The 18,348-nt window shown below is 52.6% G+C and carries 16 protein-coding genes; all 16 read left to right on the top strand.

Going from position 1 to position 18,348, the window contains the following annotated elements; genetic code table 11:
* Positions 1 to 28: 28 nt before the first annotated feature.
* Positions 29 to 1,708 (top strand): ribonuclease J, encoded by a 1,680-nt coding sequence (locus V4U88_RS08970; protein WP_334072934.1) that lies wholly within the window; start codon positions 29 to 31, stop codon positions 1,706 to 1,708.
* 286 nt (positions 1,709 to 1,994) lie between these two features.
* A complete protein-coding gene (locus tag V4U88_RS08965) occupies positions 1,995 to 2,762 on the top strand; it encodes a ClpP family protease (RefSeq protein ID WP_334072933.1) in 768 nt (255 codons plus the stop codon).
* The gene (locus V4U88_RS08960) at positions 2,759 to 2,983 is read left to right on the top strand and encodes a YlzJ-like family protein (protein WP_334072932.1); all 225 of its coding nucleotides are present in this window, start codon (positions 2,759 to 2,761) and stop codon (positions 2,981 to 2,983) included. The genes V4U88_RS08965 and V4U88_RS08960 overlap by 4 nt, the downstream gene beginning before the upstream one ends.
* A gap of 68 nt (positions 2,984 to 3,051) precedes the next feature.
* Positions 3,052 to 5,718 carry an FtsK/SpoIIIE family DNA translocase gene (locus V4U88_RS08955; RefSeq protein WP_334072931.1) on the top strand — a complete coding sequence of 889 codons (2,667 nt, stop codon included), beginning with the start codon at positions 3,052 to 3,054 and terminating at the stop codon, positions 5,716 to 5,718.
* A gap of 220 nt (positions 5,719 to 5,938) precedes the next feature.
* Positions 5,939 to 6,817, top strand: a complete 879-nt coding sequence (sleB, locus tag V4U88_RS08950) for a spore cortex-lytic enzyme (protein ID WP_334072930.1) — start codon at positions 5,939 to 5,941, stop codon at positions 6,815 to 6,817.
* Between the two features lie 123 nt (positions 6,818 to 6,940).
* Positions 6,941 to 8,221, top strand: a complete 1,281-nt coding sequence (gene yfmF, locus V4U88_RS08945) for an EF-P 5-aminopentanol modification-associated protein YfmF (protein ID WP_334072929.1) — start codon at positions 6,941 to 6,943, stop codon at positions 8,219 to 8,221.
* A gap of 3 nt (positions 8,222 to 8,224) precedes the next feature.
* Positions 8,225 to 9,505 carry an EF-P 5-aminopentanol modification-associated protein YfmH gene (gene yfmH, locus V4U88_RS08940; protein WP_334072928.1) on the top strand — a complete coding sequence of 427 codons (1,281 nt, stop codon included), beginning with the start codon at positions 8,225 to 8,227 and terminating at the stop codon, positions 9,503 to 9,505.
* A 1-nt stretch (position 9,506) separates the two neighbouring features.
* The gene (gene ymfI / locus V4U88_RS08935) at positions 9,507 to 10,274 is read left to right on the top strand and encodes an elongation factor P 5-aminopentanone reductase (protein WP_334072927.1); all 768 of its coding nucleotides are present in this window, start codon (positions 9,507 to 9,509) and stop codon (positions 10,272 to 10,274) included.
* A gap of 95 nt (positions 10,275 to 10,369) precedes the next feature.
* Positions 10,370 to 10,624, top strand: a complete 255-nt coding sequence (locus tag V4U88_RS08930) for a DUF3243 domain-containing protein (protein WP_334072926.1) — start codon at positions 10,370 to 10,372, stop codon at positions 10,622 to 10,624.
* 208 nt (positions 10,625 to 10,832) lie between these two features.
* On the top strand, positions 10,833 to 11,600 hold the full coding sequence (locus V4U88_RS08925; protein WP_334072925.1) for a DUF3388 domain-containing protein: 768 nt from the start codon (positions 10,833 to 10,835) through the stop codon (positions 11,598 to 11,600).
* A 62-nt stretch (positions 11,601 to 11,662) separates the two neighbouring features.
* Positions 11,663 to 12,703: a RodZ family helix-turn-helix domain-containing protein gene (locus V4U88_RS08920; protein WP_334072924.1), complete on the top strand. Its 1,041-nt coding sequence runs from the start codon at positions 11,663 to 11,665 to the stop codon at positions 12,701 to 12,703.
* Between the two features lie 129 nt (positions 12,704 to 12,832).
* On the top strand, positions 12,833 to 13,324 hold the full coding sequence (locus tag V4U88_RS08915; RefSeq protein WP_334072923.1) for a YajQ family cyclic di-GMP-binding protein: 492 nt from the start codon (positions 12,833 to 12,835) through the stop codon (positions 13,322 to 13,324).
* Between the two features lie 150 nt (positions 13,325 to 13,474).
* Positions 13,475 to 14,803, top strand: coding sequence for a 30S ribosomal protein S12 methylthiotransferase RimO (rimO, locus tag V4U88_RS08910; protein WP_334072922.1), 1,329 nt, complete (start codon positions 13,475 to 13,477; stop codon positions 14,801 to 14,803).
* On the top strand, positions 14,800 to 15,387 hold the full coding sequence (gene pgsA, locus V4U88_RS08905; RefSeq protein WP_334072921.1) for a CDP-diacylglycerol--glycerol-3-phosphate 3-phosphatidyltransferase: 588 nt from the start codon (positions 14,800 to 14,802) through the stop codon (positions 15,385 to 15,387). Before rimO ends, pgsA begins: the two co-directional genes overlap by 4 nt.
* Before the next feature lie 33 nt (positions 15,388 to 15,420).
* Positions 15,421 to 16,686, top strand: a complete 1,266-nt coding sequence (locus V4U88_RS08900; protein ID WP_334072920.1) for a competence/damage-inducible protein A — start codon at positions 15,421 to 15,423, stop codon at positions 16,684 to 16,686.
* 519 nt (positions 16,687 to 17,205) lie between these two features.
* Complete coding sequence (gene recA, locus V4U88_RS08895) at positions 17,206 to 18,264, top strand: recombinase RecA (protein WP_334072919.1); 1,059 nt, start codon at positions 17,206 to 17,208, stop codon at positions 18,262 to 18,264.
* Positions 18,265 to 18,348 lie beyond the last annotated feature (84 nt).

The raw sequence follows: 18,348 nt of genomic DNA, 5'->3' as shown, positions 1-18,348 counted from the left end.
CCAAAACATTTAGGAGGGTTAGATTCACTTGTCCAAAAAAATGAATAATGATAAACTGATGATCTTTGCCCTGGGCGGCGTCGCAGAAATCGGGAAGAACATGTACGTTGTTCAGTATGCCAACGACATCGTGGTCATCGATGCCGGACTGAAATTTCCGGAAGAGGACATGCTGGGCATCGACATTGTGATTCCCGATATTACCTACTTGACGGAAAACCGCGACAAAGTAAGGGGCATCGTATTAACGCATGGTCATGAGGACCATATCGGCGGCTTGCCTTATGTGCTCAAGAATTTGAACGTTCCGGTTTACGGAACCAAATTGACTTTGGGCCTGGTGGAGAACAAGCTGAAGGAAGCGGGGTTGCTCGGTGATACCAAACGGGTGTTGATCCATGCGGATTCCGAGATTCAGTTGGGTTCAACGATGAAGGCAACTTTCTTCCGCACGAACCACAGCATTCCGGATTCCGTGGGCGTGTGTATTGAAACGCCGGAAGGCAATGTCGTTCATACCGGTGACTTTAAATTCGATCATACACCAGTCAATGATCAATTTGCGGATTTGCACCGGATGGGCGAAATCGGGAAGAAAGGCGTACTTGCTCTTCTTTCGGACAGTACCAACGCAGAGAAGCCCGGCTTCACCCCATCGGAAAAAAATGTCGGCCTTGTTCTTGATGATATTTTCCGCAAGGCGGAGCAGCGGGTCGTGGTGGCTACGTTCGCCTCGAACGTGCACCGGATTCAGCAGGTGATCGATGCGGCGTTCTCGACGGGACGCAAAGTGACGATCATCGGCCGGAGCATGGTCAATGTCGTGACGATCGCTTCGGAGCTGGGTTATTTGAATGTGCCGGACGGAATTATCATCGAGCCCGAAGAAGTAAACAAAATGTCGGCTGACCGCGTAGTTATTCTGTGTACAGGCAGTCAGGGCGAACCGATGTCCGCCTTGACGAGAATGGCTCGTTCCACCCACCGGAAGGTGGATATTCTGCCGGGGGATACCGTAATTATCGCGGCGACGCCGGTACCCGGTAACGAGAAATACGTGGGCCGTACGATCGATGAGTTGTTCCGTCTCGGCGCGGAAGTGATTTACAGCGGCTCCAACTCGGGCGTCCACGTCTCCGGTCACGGTAGTCAGGAAGAACTGAAGCTTATGTTGAACCTGATGCGTCCGAAGTATTTCATTCCGATTCACGGGGAATATCGGATGCTGCGCAAACACGCGTTACTGGGCCAATCGGTCGGCGTGGAGCCGGACAATATTTTCCTCGTGGATATCGGGGATATCGTGGAAATTCAAGGCGGCGTCGCCCGCAAGGCAGGGAAAGTTCCGGCCGGTAACGTCCTGATCGACGGACTCGGCGTCGGGGACGTCGGCAACATTGTACTCCGCGACCGCAAGCTGCTGTCCCAGGACGGTATTCTGGTCGTGGTCGTCACCTTGAGCAAGCAGGACGGTACGATCGTATCCGGACCGGACATCATTTCGCGCGGTTTCGTATATGTTCGGGAATCCGAGGGGCTTCTGGATGAGGCCAACCGAATCGTTTCCAGTACTCTGGAGAAATTGATGAACGACAACGTGAATGAATGGGCATCGCTAAAAACCAGTGTGAAGGATGCGCTGGGTCGATTCCTTTACGAACAAACGCGCCGCAGACCGATGATTCTTCCGATTATTATGGAAGTCTAATCGGTTCGGAAGCATAAAGTACAACAAAAAAAGTTAATAACTGGGCACACAGTCGCCCCTTCTCCTGCCGGTAATATTGGACGGTTCCTTGCGGGAGAGGGGGCTTTTTTTGCGTTTCGCCAATGATATTGGGGGCTCTCAAGAATAGAGGTTGACGGAAAGTCGGCATACTAGCAGATGACAGGCAGGGGAGCAGCACAAACGCAGTAACAAAAAAGGCAGCACTCCACAAAAAACAGTAAGAGTCGATACCGCCCAGGCGGATGAAAGGAAGCGTGATGAGAACATGAATAATCAGATCGGCAAAGGATCCTCGGAGGATCAGGAGAACGATATTCCGCCGGTTCAACCTGACGGGGAGAGAAAGCCGCCGGCCGTAACCGACATGATCCAGCAATTGGGGCAAACGGCCGTTCCTACCCAGGGAGAGTCCAATGTATATTGCTTGACGATCATCGGTCAAATCGAAGGTCATCTCGTCCTTCCTCCGCAAAATAAAACGACGAAATATGAACACTTGATCCCCCAATTGGTGGCGGCGGAGCAAAATCCGCGGATCGAAGGGCTGCTCATTATTTTAAATACCGTCGGCGGTGATGTGGAGGCGGGTCTGGCGATTGCGGAAATGATCGCGTCCCTGTCGAAGCCGACGGTTACGGTCGTCATCGGCGGCGGCCACAGTATCGGGGTGCCGATCGCCGTTGCGTCGGATTTTTCGTTTATCGCGGAAAGCGCCACGATGACGATCCATCCGATCCGGATGACCGGGCTGGTGATCGGGGTTCCGCAGACTTTTGAATATATCGAGAAAATGCAGGAGCGCGTCGTTCGGTTTGTCACCACCCATTCGCGGATTCCGGAAGAAACCTTTAAGGAATTGATGTTCAAGACCGGAGAACTGAATCGGGATATCGGTACGGCGGTAGGGGGCAATGATGCCGTGAGGTACGGACTGATCGATGGTATCGGCGGGATCGGAGAAGGGCTGGGCAAGCTGAATACCCTGATCGAATCGCGGAGAGCAAAGATACCGGCAGGAGGGATGACACAGTGACCCACTACACGATTCTTCCGGAGGAGGCCTATTGGGAGCAGCCCGAGGTAGCCGACATGTACTCTGAAATCGAGATCGGCGGCGTGTTGATGCAGGTACGGATGGAATCCGGCAACCGGGCCACGATCGTAAGACTCCTTCGCTGCGGATTGGATGATTATCTGAATCCCGCTTATGCACCGGGTCGGCAAGTTGTATTCTTACCGCTGTTGTTGAAGTAAAAAAGAGAACATCTGTATGGTACCCTTCAGTGAATATGGTATAATATTCAACTGGGGGGTGTTCCTGTTTGGCACGCAAACGTAAGAAGAAAAAGGCAGCAATAGGCAGTATGCTCAAATATGAAATTTATGGGATCATCCTGATCACCTTATCCGTCATCGCCTTGTCCGGGGAGGCGGCGGTTGGACGAACTTTGTCCAAAATGTCCGCGCTGCTCCTCGGCAAGTTTTATTTTGTCATTCCTTTAATTGGTATTTACGTCGGACTGGCGGTTATGATCGGACGAAAATGGCCGAATCGGTGGTCCACGCGAAAAACCGGACTGCTGCTTGCCACACTGGCCTTCGTTCTCATGAGCACGATCGCGGCGATGAGCCAGAAGCTGGCACCGGTCGTTCCGATGACATTCGGCAATATCCTGGGCCAGATCCATCGGGATCTGCAGGGTTCCTTGTTTCATCCGTCTGCGGGAGATTCGGGTTTCAGCCTTCTCCAGTTAAACATCAGCGGAGGATACATAGGCGGGCTGGAATTCGCACTGCTTTACTCCTTATTTGGTCTGGCCGGAGCCAAGTTGATTATGATCGTGATGCTGGCGATCAGCTTTATGCTGGTGACCGGGTTATCCTATGTGGATCTGGGCCGGATGCTGCGGGGCAAAATGGGGGGCTTGGGCGAACTGCTGGGCAAGAAGATCCGCATGCTCCGTCCGGTGCCCGTACCGAGCCAGGGAAAACGGGCCACAAAATCGGTGATTCGCGAGGAGGAAGAGGAGGAGGAATTGGCAGCGGATGTACCTACCGCTCCGCCGGCCCCACTTCGAAAGAAGCCGGTATTTTTTCAACTGTTTGGGTATAAGGGGCAAGCCTCAAAGATACCGGACGAGACGGTTGTCGAAGAGGCCGAGGCTCCGCCTGCCGCATCGATTCACGACGGTAACGCCGAGGTGAATTGGAACGAAGTCGAATACGCGGGAAGCGGCAGAGCGGGCAGCCATCAAGGGGGTTATTCCGGACATGGGGAGGAGGCCGGCTCTTTCGCCGACACCGGCCCGATCATCCGTAACTTTTTCGATCACATCCAGCGGGAGGGTGAAGAGCAATCCGCAGAGGAGGAGGCCGATTGGGACGAGCCGCAGTCGTTTGAAGGCGAGCCTGCTGCCGGTGATAGCGACCCGGTCACGACGGAGCAAGGCGGAGGTCCGTTGGAAGACGGCCTGGATGCGCCATTAGAGGACAATGGCTCGTCTAAGGCAGCGCCGACCGCTGAGGCGGCCGAAATGCCGCCGGCTCCGCCCAAACCGGCCCCGAAGCCGTACAAGATGCCGCCGTTCCGGCTCCTGTCCAAGCCAGCCGGCGGGGGCAAATCCGGCGATCAGGCGGATTATATGCAAACGGCAAGGAAGTTGGAAGCCACGCTGGAGAGCTTTGGCGTACGGGCCCGCGTGCTGGAAGTCGTACGCGGACCGGCGGTGACACGGTACGAAATACAGCCTGACATCGGCGTCAAGGTGAGCCGGATTGTGAATTTGACCGATGACATCGCGCTGGCGCTGGCTGCCAAGGACATTCGGATGGAGGCCCCGATCCCGGGGAAATCGGCCATCGGGATCGAGGTGCCGAATAATGAGGTTTCGCTGGTGACGATGCGAGAGGTCATGGAGACGCCGACGTTCGTGGAGGCCGAATCAAAGTTGTCCATCGCCTTCGGACGCGATATTTCCGGACAGACGATCGTCGGCAACCTGGCAAAAATGCCCCACCTCCTCGTCGCCGGAGCTACCGGGTCCGGGAAATCCGTCTGTATTAACGGGATTATCACCAGTATCTTATACAAGGCCAAACCGGATGAAGTGAAGTTTATGATGGTCGACCCGAAAATGGTCGAATTGAATGTCTATAATGGCATCCCTCATCTGCTGACCCCTGTGGTCACTGATCCCAGACGCGCTTCGCTCGCGCTGAAGAAGATTGTGGTCGAGATGGAAAAACGCTACGAGCTCTTCTCCAAATCGGGCTCGCGCAATATCGAGGGTTATAACTTGATGATGAAGGACAATCCGGACGCCGTCTTGCCTTACATTGTCGTCATCGTGGACGAGCTCGCCGATTTGATGATGGTTGCCGCCAATGATGTGGAGGATGCGATTGCCCGGCTCGCCCAAATGGCGCGGGCGGCGGGGATTCACCTGATCATCGCGACGCAACGTCCGTCCGTGGATGTCATCACGGGGGTCATTAAGGCGAACATTCCGTCGCGGATCGCTTTTGGGGTATCTTCCCAAGTGGACTCCCGCACCATCCTCGATATGGCCGGTGCCGAAAAGCTGCTCGGGCGCGGCGACATGCTGTTCATGCCGATGGGCGCCTCCAAGCCGGTTCGCGTTCAAGGCGCGTTCATGAGCGATCAGGAGGTTGAAGCGATCGTCAATTATGTTCGCGAGCAGGGACAAGCGGAATATGACGAAAGTCTGGTGCCCGAGGTCGAAGAGGAGATGGCGGACCACGAAGAAGTCCTGGACGAATTGTATGATCAGGCCGTGCAGATTGTTCTCGAAGCCAAACAGGCTTCAGTGTCGCTTCTACAACGGCGCATGCGCGTCGGTTATACCCGTGCTGCCCGCCTGATCGATTCCATGGAGGCGCGGGGGGTTGTCGGCCCTTACGAAGGCAGCAAGCCGCGTGAGGTGCTGATGACGATCGACCAATTTAAGCAAGGCAAAATTCCTTCTTAGTGTTACGCTAAGATAGCATCAACATTATATCCATTTCATGTAACTAAAGCTTCCGTCCTGCTGGCGGAGGCTTTTTTTCGGATATCGCATCTTCTTAAAGTCTTGAGGCGATTTTCACGCTGAAGCCTTTATGTTTGTGGTGAATAGGAAGAGCCTGCTCTTGTCATAATAAGGTCAGCCAACTATGTTAATTCCACAAAAGAAAGGTAGAGCTAAACATATGAAGAACATGAAAATATGGTTTGCCGCCGGTTTAGTGCTGCTTTTGTTCGGAATCGTTTATGGGGTCAGCCAGTTCGGGCGAACGAACGATGATGTAAGCACCCATGAAGATAAGCCAAAGCATGCCTTACCCGTTTTCAGCGAACAGGTAATCGATTATGGTGCGTTTGGCAAGGACGTTTACGAGCTTCAAGGGCGGCTAAAGTTTCTCGGTTTTTATTACGGGAAACTTGACAGCTACTTTGGTCCAAAAACGAGAGAATCGCTAAAATGGTTTCAGTCGGAGTTCGGCATGAAGGTTGACGGACTGGCCGGTCCGAAGACAAAGCTCAAACTGTACAACGCTACAAAAGATTGGAAACCGGGCATGGAGTATGCGACAGGCCAAGGCCAAGGTCAAGGCCAAGGCCAAGGCGAAGGTCAGGGCCAAACTGCCGGGAATGAGAAGGCGAAGGCCGGCAATAATCAGGGACAAGCGGGAGGCGACAATAATGATTTGGCGCCGGCCAGCGCCATGGGATTATCCGAAAACGATTTGAAAATTATGGCCAACGCCGTTTACGGGGAATCCCGCGGGGAACCATTTGAAGGACAGGTTGCGGTCGCTGCCGTTATTTTGAACCGGGTCAAATCGCCGAGTTTTCCCAATACGGCTTCCGGCGTTATTTTTCAACCCGGCGCATTTACAGCGGTAGCGGACGGACAAATTTGGCTGGAGCCCAACGAAACGGCCCGAAAGGCAGTACAGCAGGCCTTGAACGGCTGGGATCCTTCCGGGGGCTGTCTGTACTACTTCAACCCCGAGACCGCGACTTCGAAGTGGATCTGGACCCGCGCGCAAGTGAAAACGATCGGTAAGCATATCTTCTGCATGTAATTCAAGAATCCAAGGAAGCAGCCTCGTTGCGCCAGGTTGCTTCTTTCCTTTGGATTGGTATAGAATGGAACTGAATTTCATTTGATTCGTGCAAACTCAGTCTCTCGTAAAGGAGTTTTGGTCTTGAACAAGACGATATTTCAACGCGGCAGCGCGGGCCATATTCGGGTTCACGTTTTGCCAACCACCCGTTTCAAGACGTTCGCCGTTTCCCTCTATGCGGGTATTCCGCTGGATAGCGAGACGGTTACCGCGACGGCGTTGACCCCATTCGTATTGAGAAGGGGGACGGTTTCTTATCCGGAAACGATTCAGTTCCGGGAACAGCTTGAGCTGATGTACGGCGCCGGATTCGGTTTTGATATTTATAAACGCGGCAATTATCAAATCGTCCAAATCCGGATGGATACGATCAATGATTCTTTTGTGCAAAGTCAGGAGTCGCTGCTGGCCAAAACCTTTGCCTTTTTGGGAGAGGTCGTAACTAAGCCCGTATTGGAGAATAGCGGTTTCCGTGCCGCTTATGTGAATACGGAACGGGAAAATGTCCGCAAGAAGCTGGAAAGCATCATTAACGATAAAATCCGCTACGCTGCTGAGCGCTGTATAGAGGTCATGTTTGAGGGCGATCCTTACCGGCTTCATCCGCTTGGGCAACGCAGCGATCTGGATACTATTACGCCTGAAACGCTGTACGAAGCCTATCGGAATTGGCTGCGCCAGGCCAGTCTGGATCTCTATGTGGTCGGTGACACTACGCTCGCCGAGGTGCAGGAACTGGTGGAGAACATGTTCGACCTGGACCGGTCGGATTCGCCGAACTACGCTCCGGAGCAGAAGAATACGCCGCCTAAAGAACTCCGTACGGTGCAAGAGCGCTTGGATGTCAATCAGGGCAAGCTCAACCTCGGGCTGCGGACGTCGATTACTTACAGGGATGATCAGTATGCGGCCGCGCTTTTGTACAGCGGAATATTGGGAAGTTATCCGCATTCCAAGCTGTTTATGAATGTGCGCGAAAAAGAAAGCCTCGCTTATTATGCCGCTTCCCGATACGACGGACATAAAGGCTTGATGACGATCCAATCGGGCATCGAGATCGCCAACTATGAGAAGGCGCTCCGAATTATTCAGGCGCAGTTGGACAGTATGCGCGCCGGGGAGATCAGCGATCTGGAAATGACGCAGACCAAGGCGATGATACGTAACAGTCTGCAGGAGATGCAAGATTCGGCGTTTGAGATGATCGCCTATGATTTCAACCGGGTTCTCTCCGGCAAAGAGCGTCCGGTCGAGGATTTGCTCGCCCAGGTGGAGAAGGTCACTGCGGCGGATGTCGTCAAAGCGGCTGAGACGTTCCAACTGGATACGATTTACTTTCTGACAGGGCCAAAGGAGGAATGACCGGTGGAAGAAATCCGCTATGATGCATTACAAGAAACACTATACCGGGAAACGATGAATAATGGGCTGCAGGTCTATGTTTTGCCGAAACCGGGATTTCAGAGAACCTACGCCACTTTCTCCACGAAATACGGCTCCATCGACAACCGATTTCAGGTGGCGGGCCAGGAAGAAGTATCGGTACCGGACGGCATCGCCCATTTTCTGGAGCATAAAATGTTTGAGGAGCCCGAAGGTGACATCTTTGCCAAATTCGCTTCCCAGGGGGCTTCGGCGAATGCGTTCACGAGCTTTGACCAGACGGTCTATCTGTTCTCGGCCACCGAGAACATATCCGCCAACCTGGAAACGTTGATCAATTTTGTGCAGCATCCCTACTTTACGGATCAGAACGTGGAGAAGGAGAAAGGAATTATCGGCCAGGAGATCGGCATGTACCGCGATAATCCGGATTGGAGAGTGTATTTTGGCTTGATCGAAGCCATGTACAAGGATCACCCGGTGCATATCGACATTGCGGGGACGGTCGAGTCCATCGGGACGATTACGAAAGAGACGCTTTATACTTGTTACAATGCGTTTTATCATCCCAGCAATATGCTGCTGTTCGTGGTCGGGGGCGTGGATCCGGAGGAGGTGTTCCGTCTTGTTCGGGATAACCAGGCCAAAAAGGAATATTCGCCGCAAGGCGCGATCGAAAGAAAATTTGATCCGGAACCGAGCGGCGTAAATGAGGTTCGCAGGGAATCCAAACTGCCGGTTTCACTGCCGAAATGCCTGTTCGGGTTTAAGGAAACCAAACTCGGCTTTAGCGGGGCGGAACTGCTCCGTCGGGATCTGGCCACCAAAGTGGCGCTCGATTTGCTGCTGGGGCCAAGTACGAAATTGTACCAGAAGCTGTATGATATGGATCTGATCTCCGACAGTTTTTCGCACGAATACAACAGCAATCCCAATTACGCGTTTTCCGCGATCGGCGGGGATACGAAGGATCCGGAAAAACTGCTGCAAATGATAACCGAGGAGATCAAGAGCGTGACTGCCTCCGGTTACCGGGAAGAAGATTTCGAACGGGCCCGCAAGAAAAAAATCGGCGGCTATTTAAGAATGCTGAATTCGCCGGAGAACATCGCCCATGAGTTCACGCGTTACCGGTTCCGGGGCGGGGACCTTTTCGACGTGCTGCCGGTTTATGAATCGCTATCGCTCGATGAGGTGAATGCGCGGCTGCGCGAGCACATCGATTGGAACCAGCTTGCCGTATCGCTGGTGGTGAGCCCTTAGCATGGCTTGGCAACATGGGATTGAGAAGAACATCGGAGAAATGACGGTGCTTATTACCGGGGCAAGCCGGGGAATCGGCGCGGAAATCGCGCAGCGTTTCGCCTCCGTCGGAATGAATGTCGTGATTCACTACATGAACTCGCACGAAGCCGCCAATGAAGTCGCCCGCAAATGTTTGGAGCTGGGGTCCAGAGTCTACACGGTATCCGCTGATTTGAGAAGCAAGGAACAGATTCTGCGGATGAAGGAAAAGCTGGAGAGCCATGGTTTCCGGCCCGATATCCTGGTCAATAACGCGGGAATTTCCCACTACGGCATGCTGGCCGATGTGGAAGAAACAGCGTGGGATGACGTCATGAACGTCAACTTGAAAAGCGTGTTCCTGTGCAGCCAGGCGTTCATGCCCTACATGGTCGCGCAGCGGTTCGGCCGAATTATCAACGTTTCGTCGATTTGGGGCATATCCGGCGGCTCTTGCGAGGTGGTTTACTCCGCGGCCAAAGGCGGCGTCAACGCATTTACCAAAGCGTTGGCCAAAGAACTGGCCCCGTCCGGAGTAACGGTGAACGCCGTTGCCCCCGGGGCGGTAAAAACGGAAATGATGGCCCGTTTCGACGCGGAGGAAATGAGACAGCTCGAGGAAGAAATTCCTGCGGGAAGACTCGCTACTCCCGAAGAGATCGCCTCGTTGGTCTATTTTCTTGCGCTGCCTGAATCCGGCTATATTACGGGACAGATCATCAGCCCGAACGGCGGCTGGGTCACCTGATGTTGTCCCCTTGTGTGTACATGAATAAAGCTCGATGAAAAGTGACATATTACGACTGTTGATTTTAAATCGCCAACCGAAGGAGGATTTAAAAAATGTCAACAGTACTCAAAAATTTCGATACTTGGAAAAAGTTCCTCGGCGATCGCGTGAAGCACGCGGAAAACGCGGGAATGAGCGAGGAAGCGATCTCTAACCTCGCCTATGAAATCGGCGGATTTCTTGACGACAAGGTCGATCCTCAAAACGAATCCAACCGCGCCCTAAAGGAAATTTGGGACGTGGGGGATGAGGAGGAGCGCAAAACCATCGCTCGTCTGATGGTCAAATTGGCGAAGAAAAACGCATAGTCTGGCTTTGAAAAGCTCCCTTGACGGGAGCTTTTCTCCCATTTCCCCCCTCGGCTTGCCTTTCATTTCTATTTTATATATCATAAAACACGTATTGATTATTTTTTTCTTCGCGGGATCGACGGAAAAGGAAAACAAGTTCACAGAAAAAGCAGGAAAATAGACCTATTTTGTCGAATGACGGTAAAGAGAGTAACGAGGTGGGAGTATGGAGCCGAAACAATGGTATTTAGAATATAGAATACATAATAACCGCCCTGGGCTGCTCGGGGATATTGCCTCCATGCTGGGGATGCTGGAGGTTAACATCTTGACTATCAACGGAGTCGAGGGGGAGACTCGCGGTCTTCTTCTGGAGTGCGATGACGACGACAAAATCACCCTGATCGACCAGATGCTGCGCAAAGCGGACAGCATTACGGTGACCGCCCTACGCAGCCCGCGTTTGGTCGATTTGTTGGCGGTCCGGCACGGCCGGTATATCGTCAGGGACTCCGACGATCGCAAAACGTTCCGCTTCACGCGGGATGAGCTTGGATTGCTTGTCGATTTTTTGGGTGAATTATTTAAAAGGGAAGGACACCAGGTCATCGGCCTTCGCGGGATGCCTCGAGTCGGCAAGACGGAATCCATTATCGCCGGAAGCGTCTGTGCGATGAAACGCTGGACTTTCGTGTCTTCTACCCTGTTGAGACAGACCGTGCGGAGTCAACTCTCCGAGGAGGAGATGAATCCGCACAATGTGTTTATTATCGATGGCATCATCAGCACTTTGCGTTCAAATGAAAAGCACTATCAGCTTTTGCAGGATCTGATGGAAAGCCCGTCCACGATCGTCATTGAACACCCGGATGTATTCGTGAAGGAAACGGAATATACTTATGACAATTTTGACATAATTATCGAATTGCGAAACAATCCTGATGAGCAAATCGTTTATGATACGTTTACGACAATTTATACCGACGATTTATAAGCGGCCGTGAGGCTGCTCCATATAGCAAACTTTAAGATGAATTACTACAGGAGGTGATGGTTGTGTCGGATTTGGGCCAGCAATTAAAGGAAGCCCGCCTAGCCAGAGGACTGTCTCTGGACGACGTTCAGGAAATGACAAAAATTCGAAAAAGGTACTTGGAAGCCATCGAATCAGGGGATTATAAGGTGCTTCCGGGGAGTTTCTATGTTCGTGCGTTTATCAAAACCTATGCCGAGACGGTCGGGGTCGATGCGGATGAACTGCTGACGGAACACAAGCAGCAGGTTCCGGACGTCGACCCGGAGCCGACAATGGAACCGGTGCTGCAGAAGCGGAGAAGTTCCCGTGTGGCGGAGCGGAATTCCAAATGGTTATCAACGACATTGATGTGGTCGTTCGCCGTTATGATCCTGGCCGTTATTTACATGTATTTTGCCGTGTGGGGAAAAAGCGACCAAGCGAAAGGGGAAGAGCCGGATCCGACTCCAGTAACCGATGTTCGCCAGGAGGGAAAAACCAATAATGCCGCTGGCCAGAACGGAAATGACAGCACAGCCGGCGGGGACACTCCGGGTGGAGGCGCCGCGACACCGAATGCCGGCGGTAATGGCGTACCCGAGGACAACGGTACGGAGGCAGGGAACGAAGGTACCGGGACGGATGGGGAAACCGGAAACACCGGCCAGCAAGGAATTGTGGTGACGCCTGACGGTAAAGACGGGAGCACGACCAAATTTTTGGTTCAGGCTTCAGGAAGCGAGCCGGTGAAGGTGGTTATTACAGCGTCCGGAAAAAGCTGGGTGGAAGTCCGCAAGGGCGATCGCCGCGGAGAGAAGCTGTACTATAGTAATACGTCCGAAGGCGACGTTTTGACGTATGACCTCGGTCCGGAAGGCCTGTATATCAAGTCTGGCGCTTCATCGAACACTGTCATCACGGTCGGTGGGCAAGTCGTGGAGGACGGCAAATCCACCACCAAAATTCAGCTCAACCTTGGTAATGCGAATGGGGATCAGGGCACCGCTTTGAACGAAGGCGCCGATGGCACCGGCGTTCAAGGCGGCGAGGAAGGTTTGAACAGCGAAGGAACCGTCGAATAACCCTTAGGAGCGTCTAGCCGAAAGCGGCAAAGGCGCTCCTTCTTTTTTTGCAAGAGGGCTCTTGCTCGACTTTGTAATTTATTTTACATATAATTAAGAAATATAAGATATGGGAAAGGATTGTGGATTATGGCTTCCGAAAGCTCATTCGATATTGTTTCCAAAATGGACATGCAGGAATTAACGAACGCCATTGACCAAACGGAACGGGAAATTGCCAACCGCTTCGACTTCAAGGGGACCAAGAGCGAGTTGAAGGTCGAAAAGGATGTCTTGGTGATTGTCTCGGATGACGAGTATAAACTGGGTGCGGTCATTGACATTTTACAATCGAAAATGATCAAGCGCGGTCTGCCGATTAAAAACCTGGACTACGGAAAAGTGGAGCCCGCTTCCTTGGGTACCGTGCGCCAGCGGATTAATTTGAAACAAGGCATCGATCAGGAGAACGCCAAGAAGATCAACGTACTGATTCGGGATTCGAAGCTTAAAGTCAAGAGTCAGATTCAAGGCGACCAAATCCGCGTGACCGGGAAAAGTCGGGATGATTTGCAGCAAATTATCCAAATGCTCAAAAAAGCCGATCTAACCGTCGATCTGCAGTTTACCAATTTTAAATAACACCGCCAGAGTCTCACGCCGCTCCCCGGATGCCGCGCGGGACTTTTTCATGATTTTGACAGGGCTGATGCATAAATATTATACTTAATTAGGTTTTAATCAATGGAAATCAACGGCAGTAAGGCGCTATTGCAATGGGGGATCGAACTCATGACGGAAAAAGTGAAAATCGTTACACTAGGCTGTGAGAAAAATCTCGTTGACTCGGAAATTATGTCGGGGCTGATCGATGAGCGGGGATACAGGTTGGTGGAACAGCCGGAGGAAGCCACGGTGATCATCGTCAACACCTGCGGTTTTATCGATGCCGCCAAAGAAGAATCCGTGAATACGATTCTGGATCTTGCGGAATTGAAGGAAACGGCAAAGCTGAAAGCACTGATCGTGTCCGGTTGCCTGACGCAGCGTTACAAGCAAGCCTTGATGGAGGAAATGCCGGAAATCGACGGGATTGTCGGGACGGGGGATTTTTATAATATCAACCAAATTGTGGATGAAGCTCTGAAAGGGAAAAAACCGATTCAAGTCGGAAACCCTGTGTTTAATTATGAAGAGAGCTTGCCGCGTAAATTGTCCACGGCACGGCATACGACATATGTAAAAATAGCCGAGGGTTGCGATAACAATTGTACGTTTTGCAGCATTCCCATCATGCGCGGGAAATTTCGAAGCCGTTCCATCGAATCGATTTTGGCCGAAGTGAAGCAGTTGGCCGGGCAGGGCGTGAAAGAAGTCAGTCTGATCGCCCAGGACTCCACCAACTACGGAAGTGATCTCTACGGGGAATACAAATTGGCCGAATTGATGAACCGGGTAACTGAAGTGCCGGGAATTGAGTGGGTCAGACTGCATTATGCTTATCCCGGTTTTTTTACGGACGAGTTGATCGAAACGATGGCTTCCAACCCGAAGATTTGCAAGTACGTGGACATGCCGCTGCAGCATAGCGAAGATGCCGTTTTGAAGCGGATGCGCCGACCTGGCCGGAATCGGGATATTCGGGAATTGATCGCCAAAATCAGGGACAGAATCCCGGGGGTATCGCTTCGTACATCTCTCATTGTCGGATTCCCGGGGGAGACGGAAGAAGAATTTAAGGCCTTGTGCAATTTTGTCCGCGAGATTAAGTTTGACAGATTGGGTGTATTTACATACTCCAAGGAGGAGGATACTCCCGCATCGCGTTTGCTTGGCCAGATTGACGAGGAAGTCAAAGAATGGCGGGCCAACACGTTGATGGAAATCCAACGCGCCATCGCGAACGAAAACAGCGGCAAATACGTCGGCCAGGTTCTCGATGTATTGGTGGAACGCTATGATGGACGCACCGACGTCTATGTGGGACGTTCCCAATATGACGCTCCGGAAATCGACGGGGAGGTTTTTGTTACCAATTATTCCTCCGGTATCGGGGAAATCACCAAGGTGCGCATTACGCACGCCTATGAATACGATCTGTCAGGGGAGGCTGTCTCGTGAATCTGCCGAATCGGATTACACTGGCCCGGATTTTTATGATCCCGCTGATGCTGTTGTTTTTGCTTCTCGATGTGGAATGGCTGAGTTATGAACTTAGCATCGGTACTTTTTCGCTTCCGCTGAATCAGCTTATCGGGGCGTTTCTGTTCATTGTGGCCGCCAGCACCGACGGCATCGACGGGTATATCGCCCGCAAGCACAATTTAGTGACGAATCTCGGCAAGTTGCTCGACCCGCTGGCGGACAAGCTGCTCGTGGCGGCCGTGCTTATTTCGCTGGTGGCGATGGGCAAGTGCGACGCCTGGATTGCGGTCGTCATCATCAGCCGGGAGTTTGCGGTGACGGGCCTTCGCGAGGTGGCGCTGCTTGAAGGTTCCGTGATTGCCGCCAGCAATTGGGGAAAAGCGAAGACAATTACGCAAATTGTGGCGATTTCGGCGCTTTTGCTGAACAATTTTCCGTTCGAATGGGTTCATTTCCCGTTCGATGAGGTTGCAATCTGGCTCGCGGCGATCATTACGATTTACTCGGGCATCGATTATTTTGTAAAGAACAGAAATGTGCTCAATTTTTCCAAGATGTAAACGGACAGGCACCCTCCCGAAGGAGATATGAGAATGAAAGCAGAAATCATCGCAGTCGGCACCGAGCTGCTGCTCGGTCAAATCGTAAATACGAATGCGCAGTACTTGTCCCAGGAGCTGGCCGCTCTCGGGGTCGATGTTTATTATCAAACCGTGGTCGGCGATAATTTGAGCCGGCTCTCCCATGCGATCACTACCGCTTTGGGGCGGGCGGATCTGCTGATTTTAACCGGCGGACTCGGCCCCACCCAGGATGACTTGACGAAGGACGCGGTCGCCGCGGTTTTGGGCAGATCGCTGCACATCGACCGGATGGCGATGGACCACGTGGACCGGTATTTTGAGGGACGGGGCATCCCGATGACGGAAAACAACCGGCGCCAGGCGCTGGTTGTTGACGGCGGAACCCCGCTGCCGAATGAAACCGGCCTTGCCGTCGGCAACGCCATCGCCCATGACGGGAAGTTTTACATTTTGCTGCCGGGTCCGCCGTCGGAGCTGAAGCCGATGTTCGAACGGCAGGCCAGGCCGTGGATACTGCAGCATGCTTTGACGCAGGAGGAGCCGTTATATTCCAAAATGCTGAAGTTCGCCGGGATTGGAGAATCCGGGCTTGAGACCAAGCTGATGGATTTGGTGGAAAATCAGACCGATCCGACGCTCGCTCCTTATGCCAAGGAGAGCGAAGTGACGGTCCGCATCTCCACCAAAGCCCGCACGGAAAGCGAGGCGATGGCGAAGCTGGACAAGCTGGAAGCCGAGATTGCCTCGCGGCTGCCCGAGCACTTGTATGCGAACGAAGATGTAACGATCGAAAAAACAATCGTAGATCTGATGACCGAAATGGGCTTGACGGTTAGTGCCGCCGAGAGCTGCACGGGCGGGCTGCTGATGCAATCCATCACCAGCGTCCCGGGCAGCGCCACCGTTTTTCTCGGCGGCATCGTCTGCTATTCCAATGGGATGAAGGAGAAGTTGCTGAACGTTCCGCACGATCTTCTTGAAGGCGAGAACGCACCCGGTGCCGTCAGCGCCGAAACCGCCCAGGTACTGGCGGAACAGGTGCGGATGATCGTGGACACCGATTTCGGTTTGTCCATTACCGGGGTAGCCGGCCCGGGGTACTCGGAGCGGAAGCCCGTGGGTCTCGTCTATATCGGCATTTCCCGCCGCGGCGGAGAAACCGAGGTTTACGAGCTCAACCTGAAAGGAAATCGCGATACGATCCGTTTGCGTTCGGCCAAAACGGTGCTGTACCACCTTTGGAAGCGGCTAAAAGCCGAGCGGGCTGCCAAGTAAGCCAGGTTTTAGGTTGGACTCGTCCCCTTGCCATTCCTTGGGCGGGGATATATAATGGGTGTACGGAAGAACCGTAGCAAACTGTTAAGTTGTGCTGCGGTTCTTTTTCGTTCTTTAGCCTTCCATCGGGTGATGAAAAGTGCTACTTCACTGCTACTCCCACCCAAAGCGGGGAATTTCCGGCGAATTGGCGCTGACTTACAAATCGGCAATAGAGAGGGCAGTACGCCTTACACCGCTGCCTTATTTAGAGTTTAAAAGGCAACCAATGCTTCATGGAAAGGAGAGGAGCTCAACGTTTCCCTTACAGGAAGAAGCCGGCAATGGAAGGATGCGCTGAGGATGCCCTCATTCGCCGGTACCTTCCAACGGACATTCCGGTTGGGTCAGAGGGCCTTTATAGGGAACAGAAAAAATTACGAATGTATGTTCGAAAAAACGCTTGGCAAACGTTCCAAAACAAGGTACAATTATAAATGTAAGAATTCCTTTATAATTATATTTAAGGATGTGAGCTGATTGTCAGATCGTCGTGCTGCGCTTGAAATGGCGCTTCGTCAAATAGAAAAACAATTCGGTAAAGGTTCGATCATGAAGCTGGGAGAATCCACCCATATGCAGGTGGAAATCGTCCCTAGTGGATCGTTGGCATTAGATATAGCACTCGGTACGGGAGGGCTTCCTCGCGGCCGGATTATCGAAGTATACGGGCCGGAATCTTCCGGTAAAACGACGGTGGCGCTTCATGCGATCGCCGAAGTTCAGAAAATCGGCGGACAAGCCGCGTTTATCGACGCGGAGCATGCGCTTGATCCCTCTTATGCCAACAAGCTTGGCGTAAACATTGACGAGTTGCTGCTGTCCCAGCCGGATACGGGCGAACAGGCGCTTGAAATCGCCGAGGCGCTCGTGCGCAGCGGCGCCGTGGATGTTATTGTTATTGACTCCGTAGCCGCGTTGGTTCCAAAGGCGGAAATCGAAGGTGAAATGGGGGATTCCCATGTCGGTCTTCAAGCCCGCCTCATGTCCCAGGCTCTCCGCAAATTGTCCGGTGCGATCAGCAAATCGAAGACGATCGCGATTTTCATTAACCAGTTGCGCGAGAAGGTTGGCGTTATGTTCGGTAACCCCGAGACCACACCAGGGGGCCGCGCCCTGAAATTCTACTCAACGGTACGCCTTGACGTGCGCCGGGTGGAAACGATCAAGATGGGCAATGATATGGTAGGTAACCGCACACGGATTAAAGTCGTCAAGAATAAAGTCGCACCTCCTTTCAAACAGGCGGAAATCGATATTATGTACGGCGAAGGGATCTCCAGGGAAGGCAGCATTATCGATATCGGCGTAGAGTTGGATATTGTGGACAAGAGTGGCGCCTGGTATTCCTATGCGGGTGAGCGCTTGGGCCAGGGGCGCGAGAATGCGAAGCAATATCTTAAAGAGCATGCGGAAATCGCCAATGCGATCGAACAAAAGATTCGTGAAGCCAGCAACCTGACGACTGCGGTGGCTCCTGCTTCGTCTAGCGACCTTGAAGCTGAAGCGCAAGAAGAGCAGGCGCTTTTCGAAGAATAATACATTTTTGCTGATGAAGCGCTCTGAGACCGGTATTTGCCGGAACAGAGCGCTTTTGTTTGGGATAGAGTTAAACATGGAGTA

The sequence above is a fragment of the Paenibacillus sp. A14 genome (genome assembly GCF_036864815.1).
In the GTDB taxonomy this organism is placed as follows: Bacteria; Bacillota; Bacilli; order Paenibacillales; family Paenibacillaceae; genus Fontibacillus; species Fontibacillus sanfengchensis.
Note: the sequence above shows the minus strand (reverse complement) of the source record. Positions and strands in the feature narration are given on the sequence as shown.

Excerpts from the sequence above, each read along its gene's own strand:
- V4U88_RS08900 (WP_334072920.1), top strand. The coding sequence starts at position 15,421 with ATGAAAGCAGAAATCATCGCAGTCGGCACCGAGCTGCTGCTCGGTCAA.
- V4U88_RS08915 (WP_334072923.1), top strand. The coding sequence starts at position 12,833 with ATGGCTTCCGAAAGCTCATTCGATATTGTTTCCAAAATGGACATGCAG.
- rimO (WP_334072922.1), top strand. The coding sequence starts at position 13,475 with ATGACGGAAAAAGTGAAAATCGTTACACTAGGCTGTGAGAAAAATCTC.
- sleB (WP_334072930.1), top strand. The coding sequence starts at position 5,939 with ATGAAGAACATGAAAATATGGTTTGCCGCCGGTTTAGTGCTGCTTTTG.
- ymfI (WP_334072927.1), top strand. The coding sequence starts at position 9,507 with ATGGCTTGGCAACATGGGATTGAGAAGAACATCGGAGAAATGACGGTG.
- V4U88_RS08930 (WP_334072926.1), top strand. The coding sequence starts at position 10,370 with ATGTCAACAGTACTCAAAAATTTCGATACTTGGAAAAAGTTCCTCGGC.
- V4U88_RS08925 (WP_334072925.1), top strand. The coding sequence starts at position 10,833 with ATGGAGCCGAAACAATGGTATTTAGAATATAGAATACATAATAACCGC.
- V4U88_RS08965 (WP_334072933.1), top strand. The coding sequence starts at position 1,995 with ATGAATAATCAGATCGGCAAAGGATCCTCGGAGGATCAGGAGAACGAT.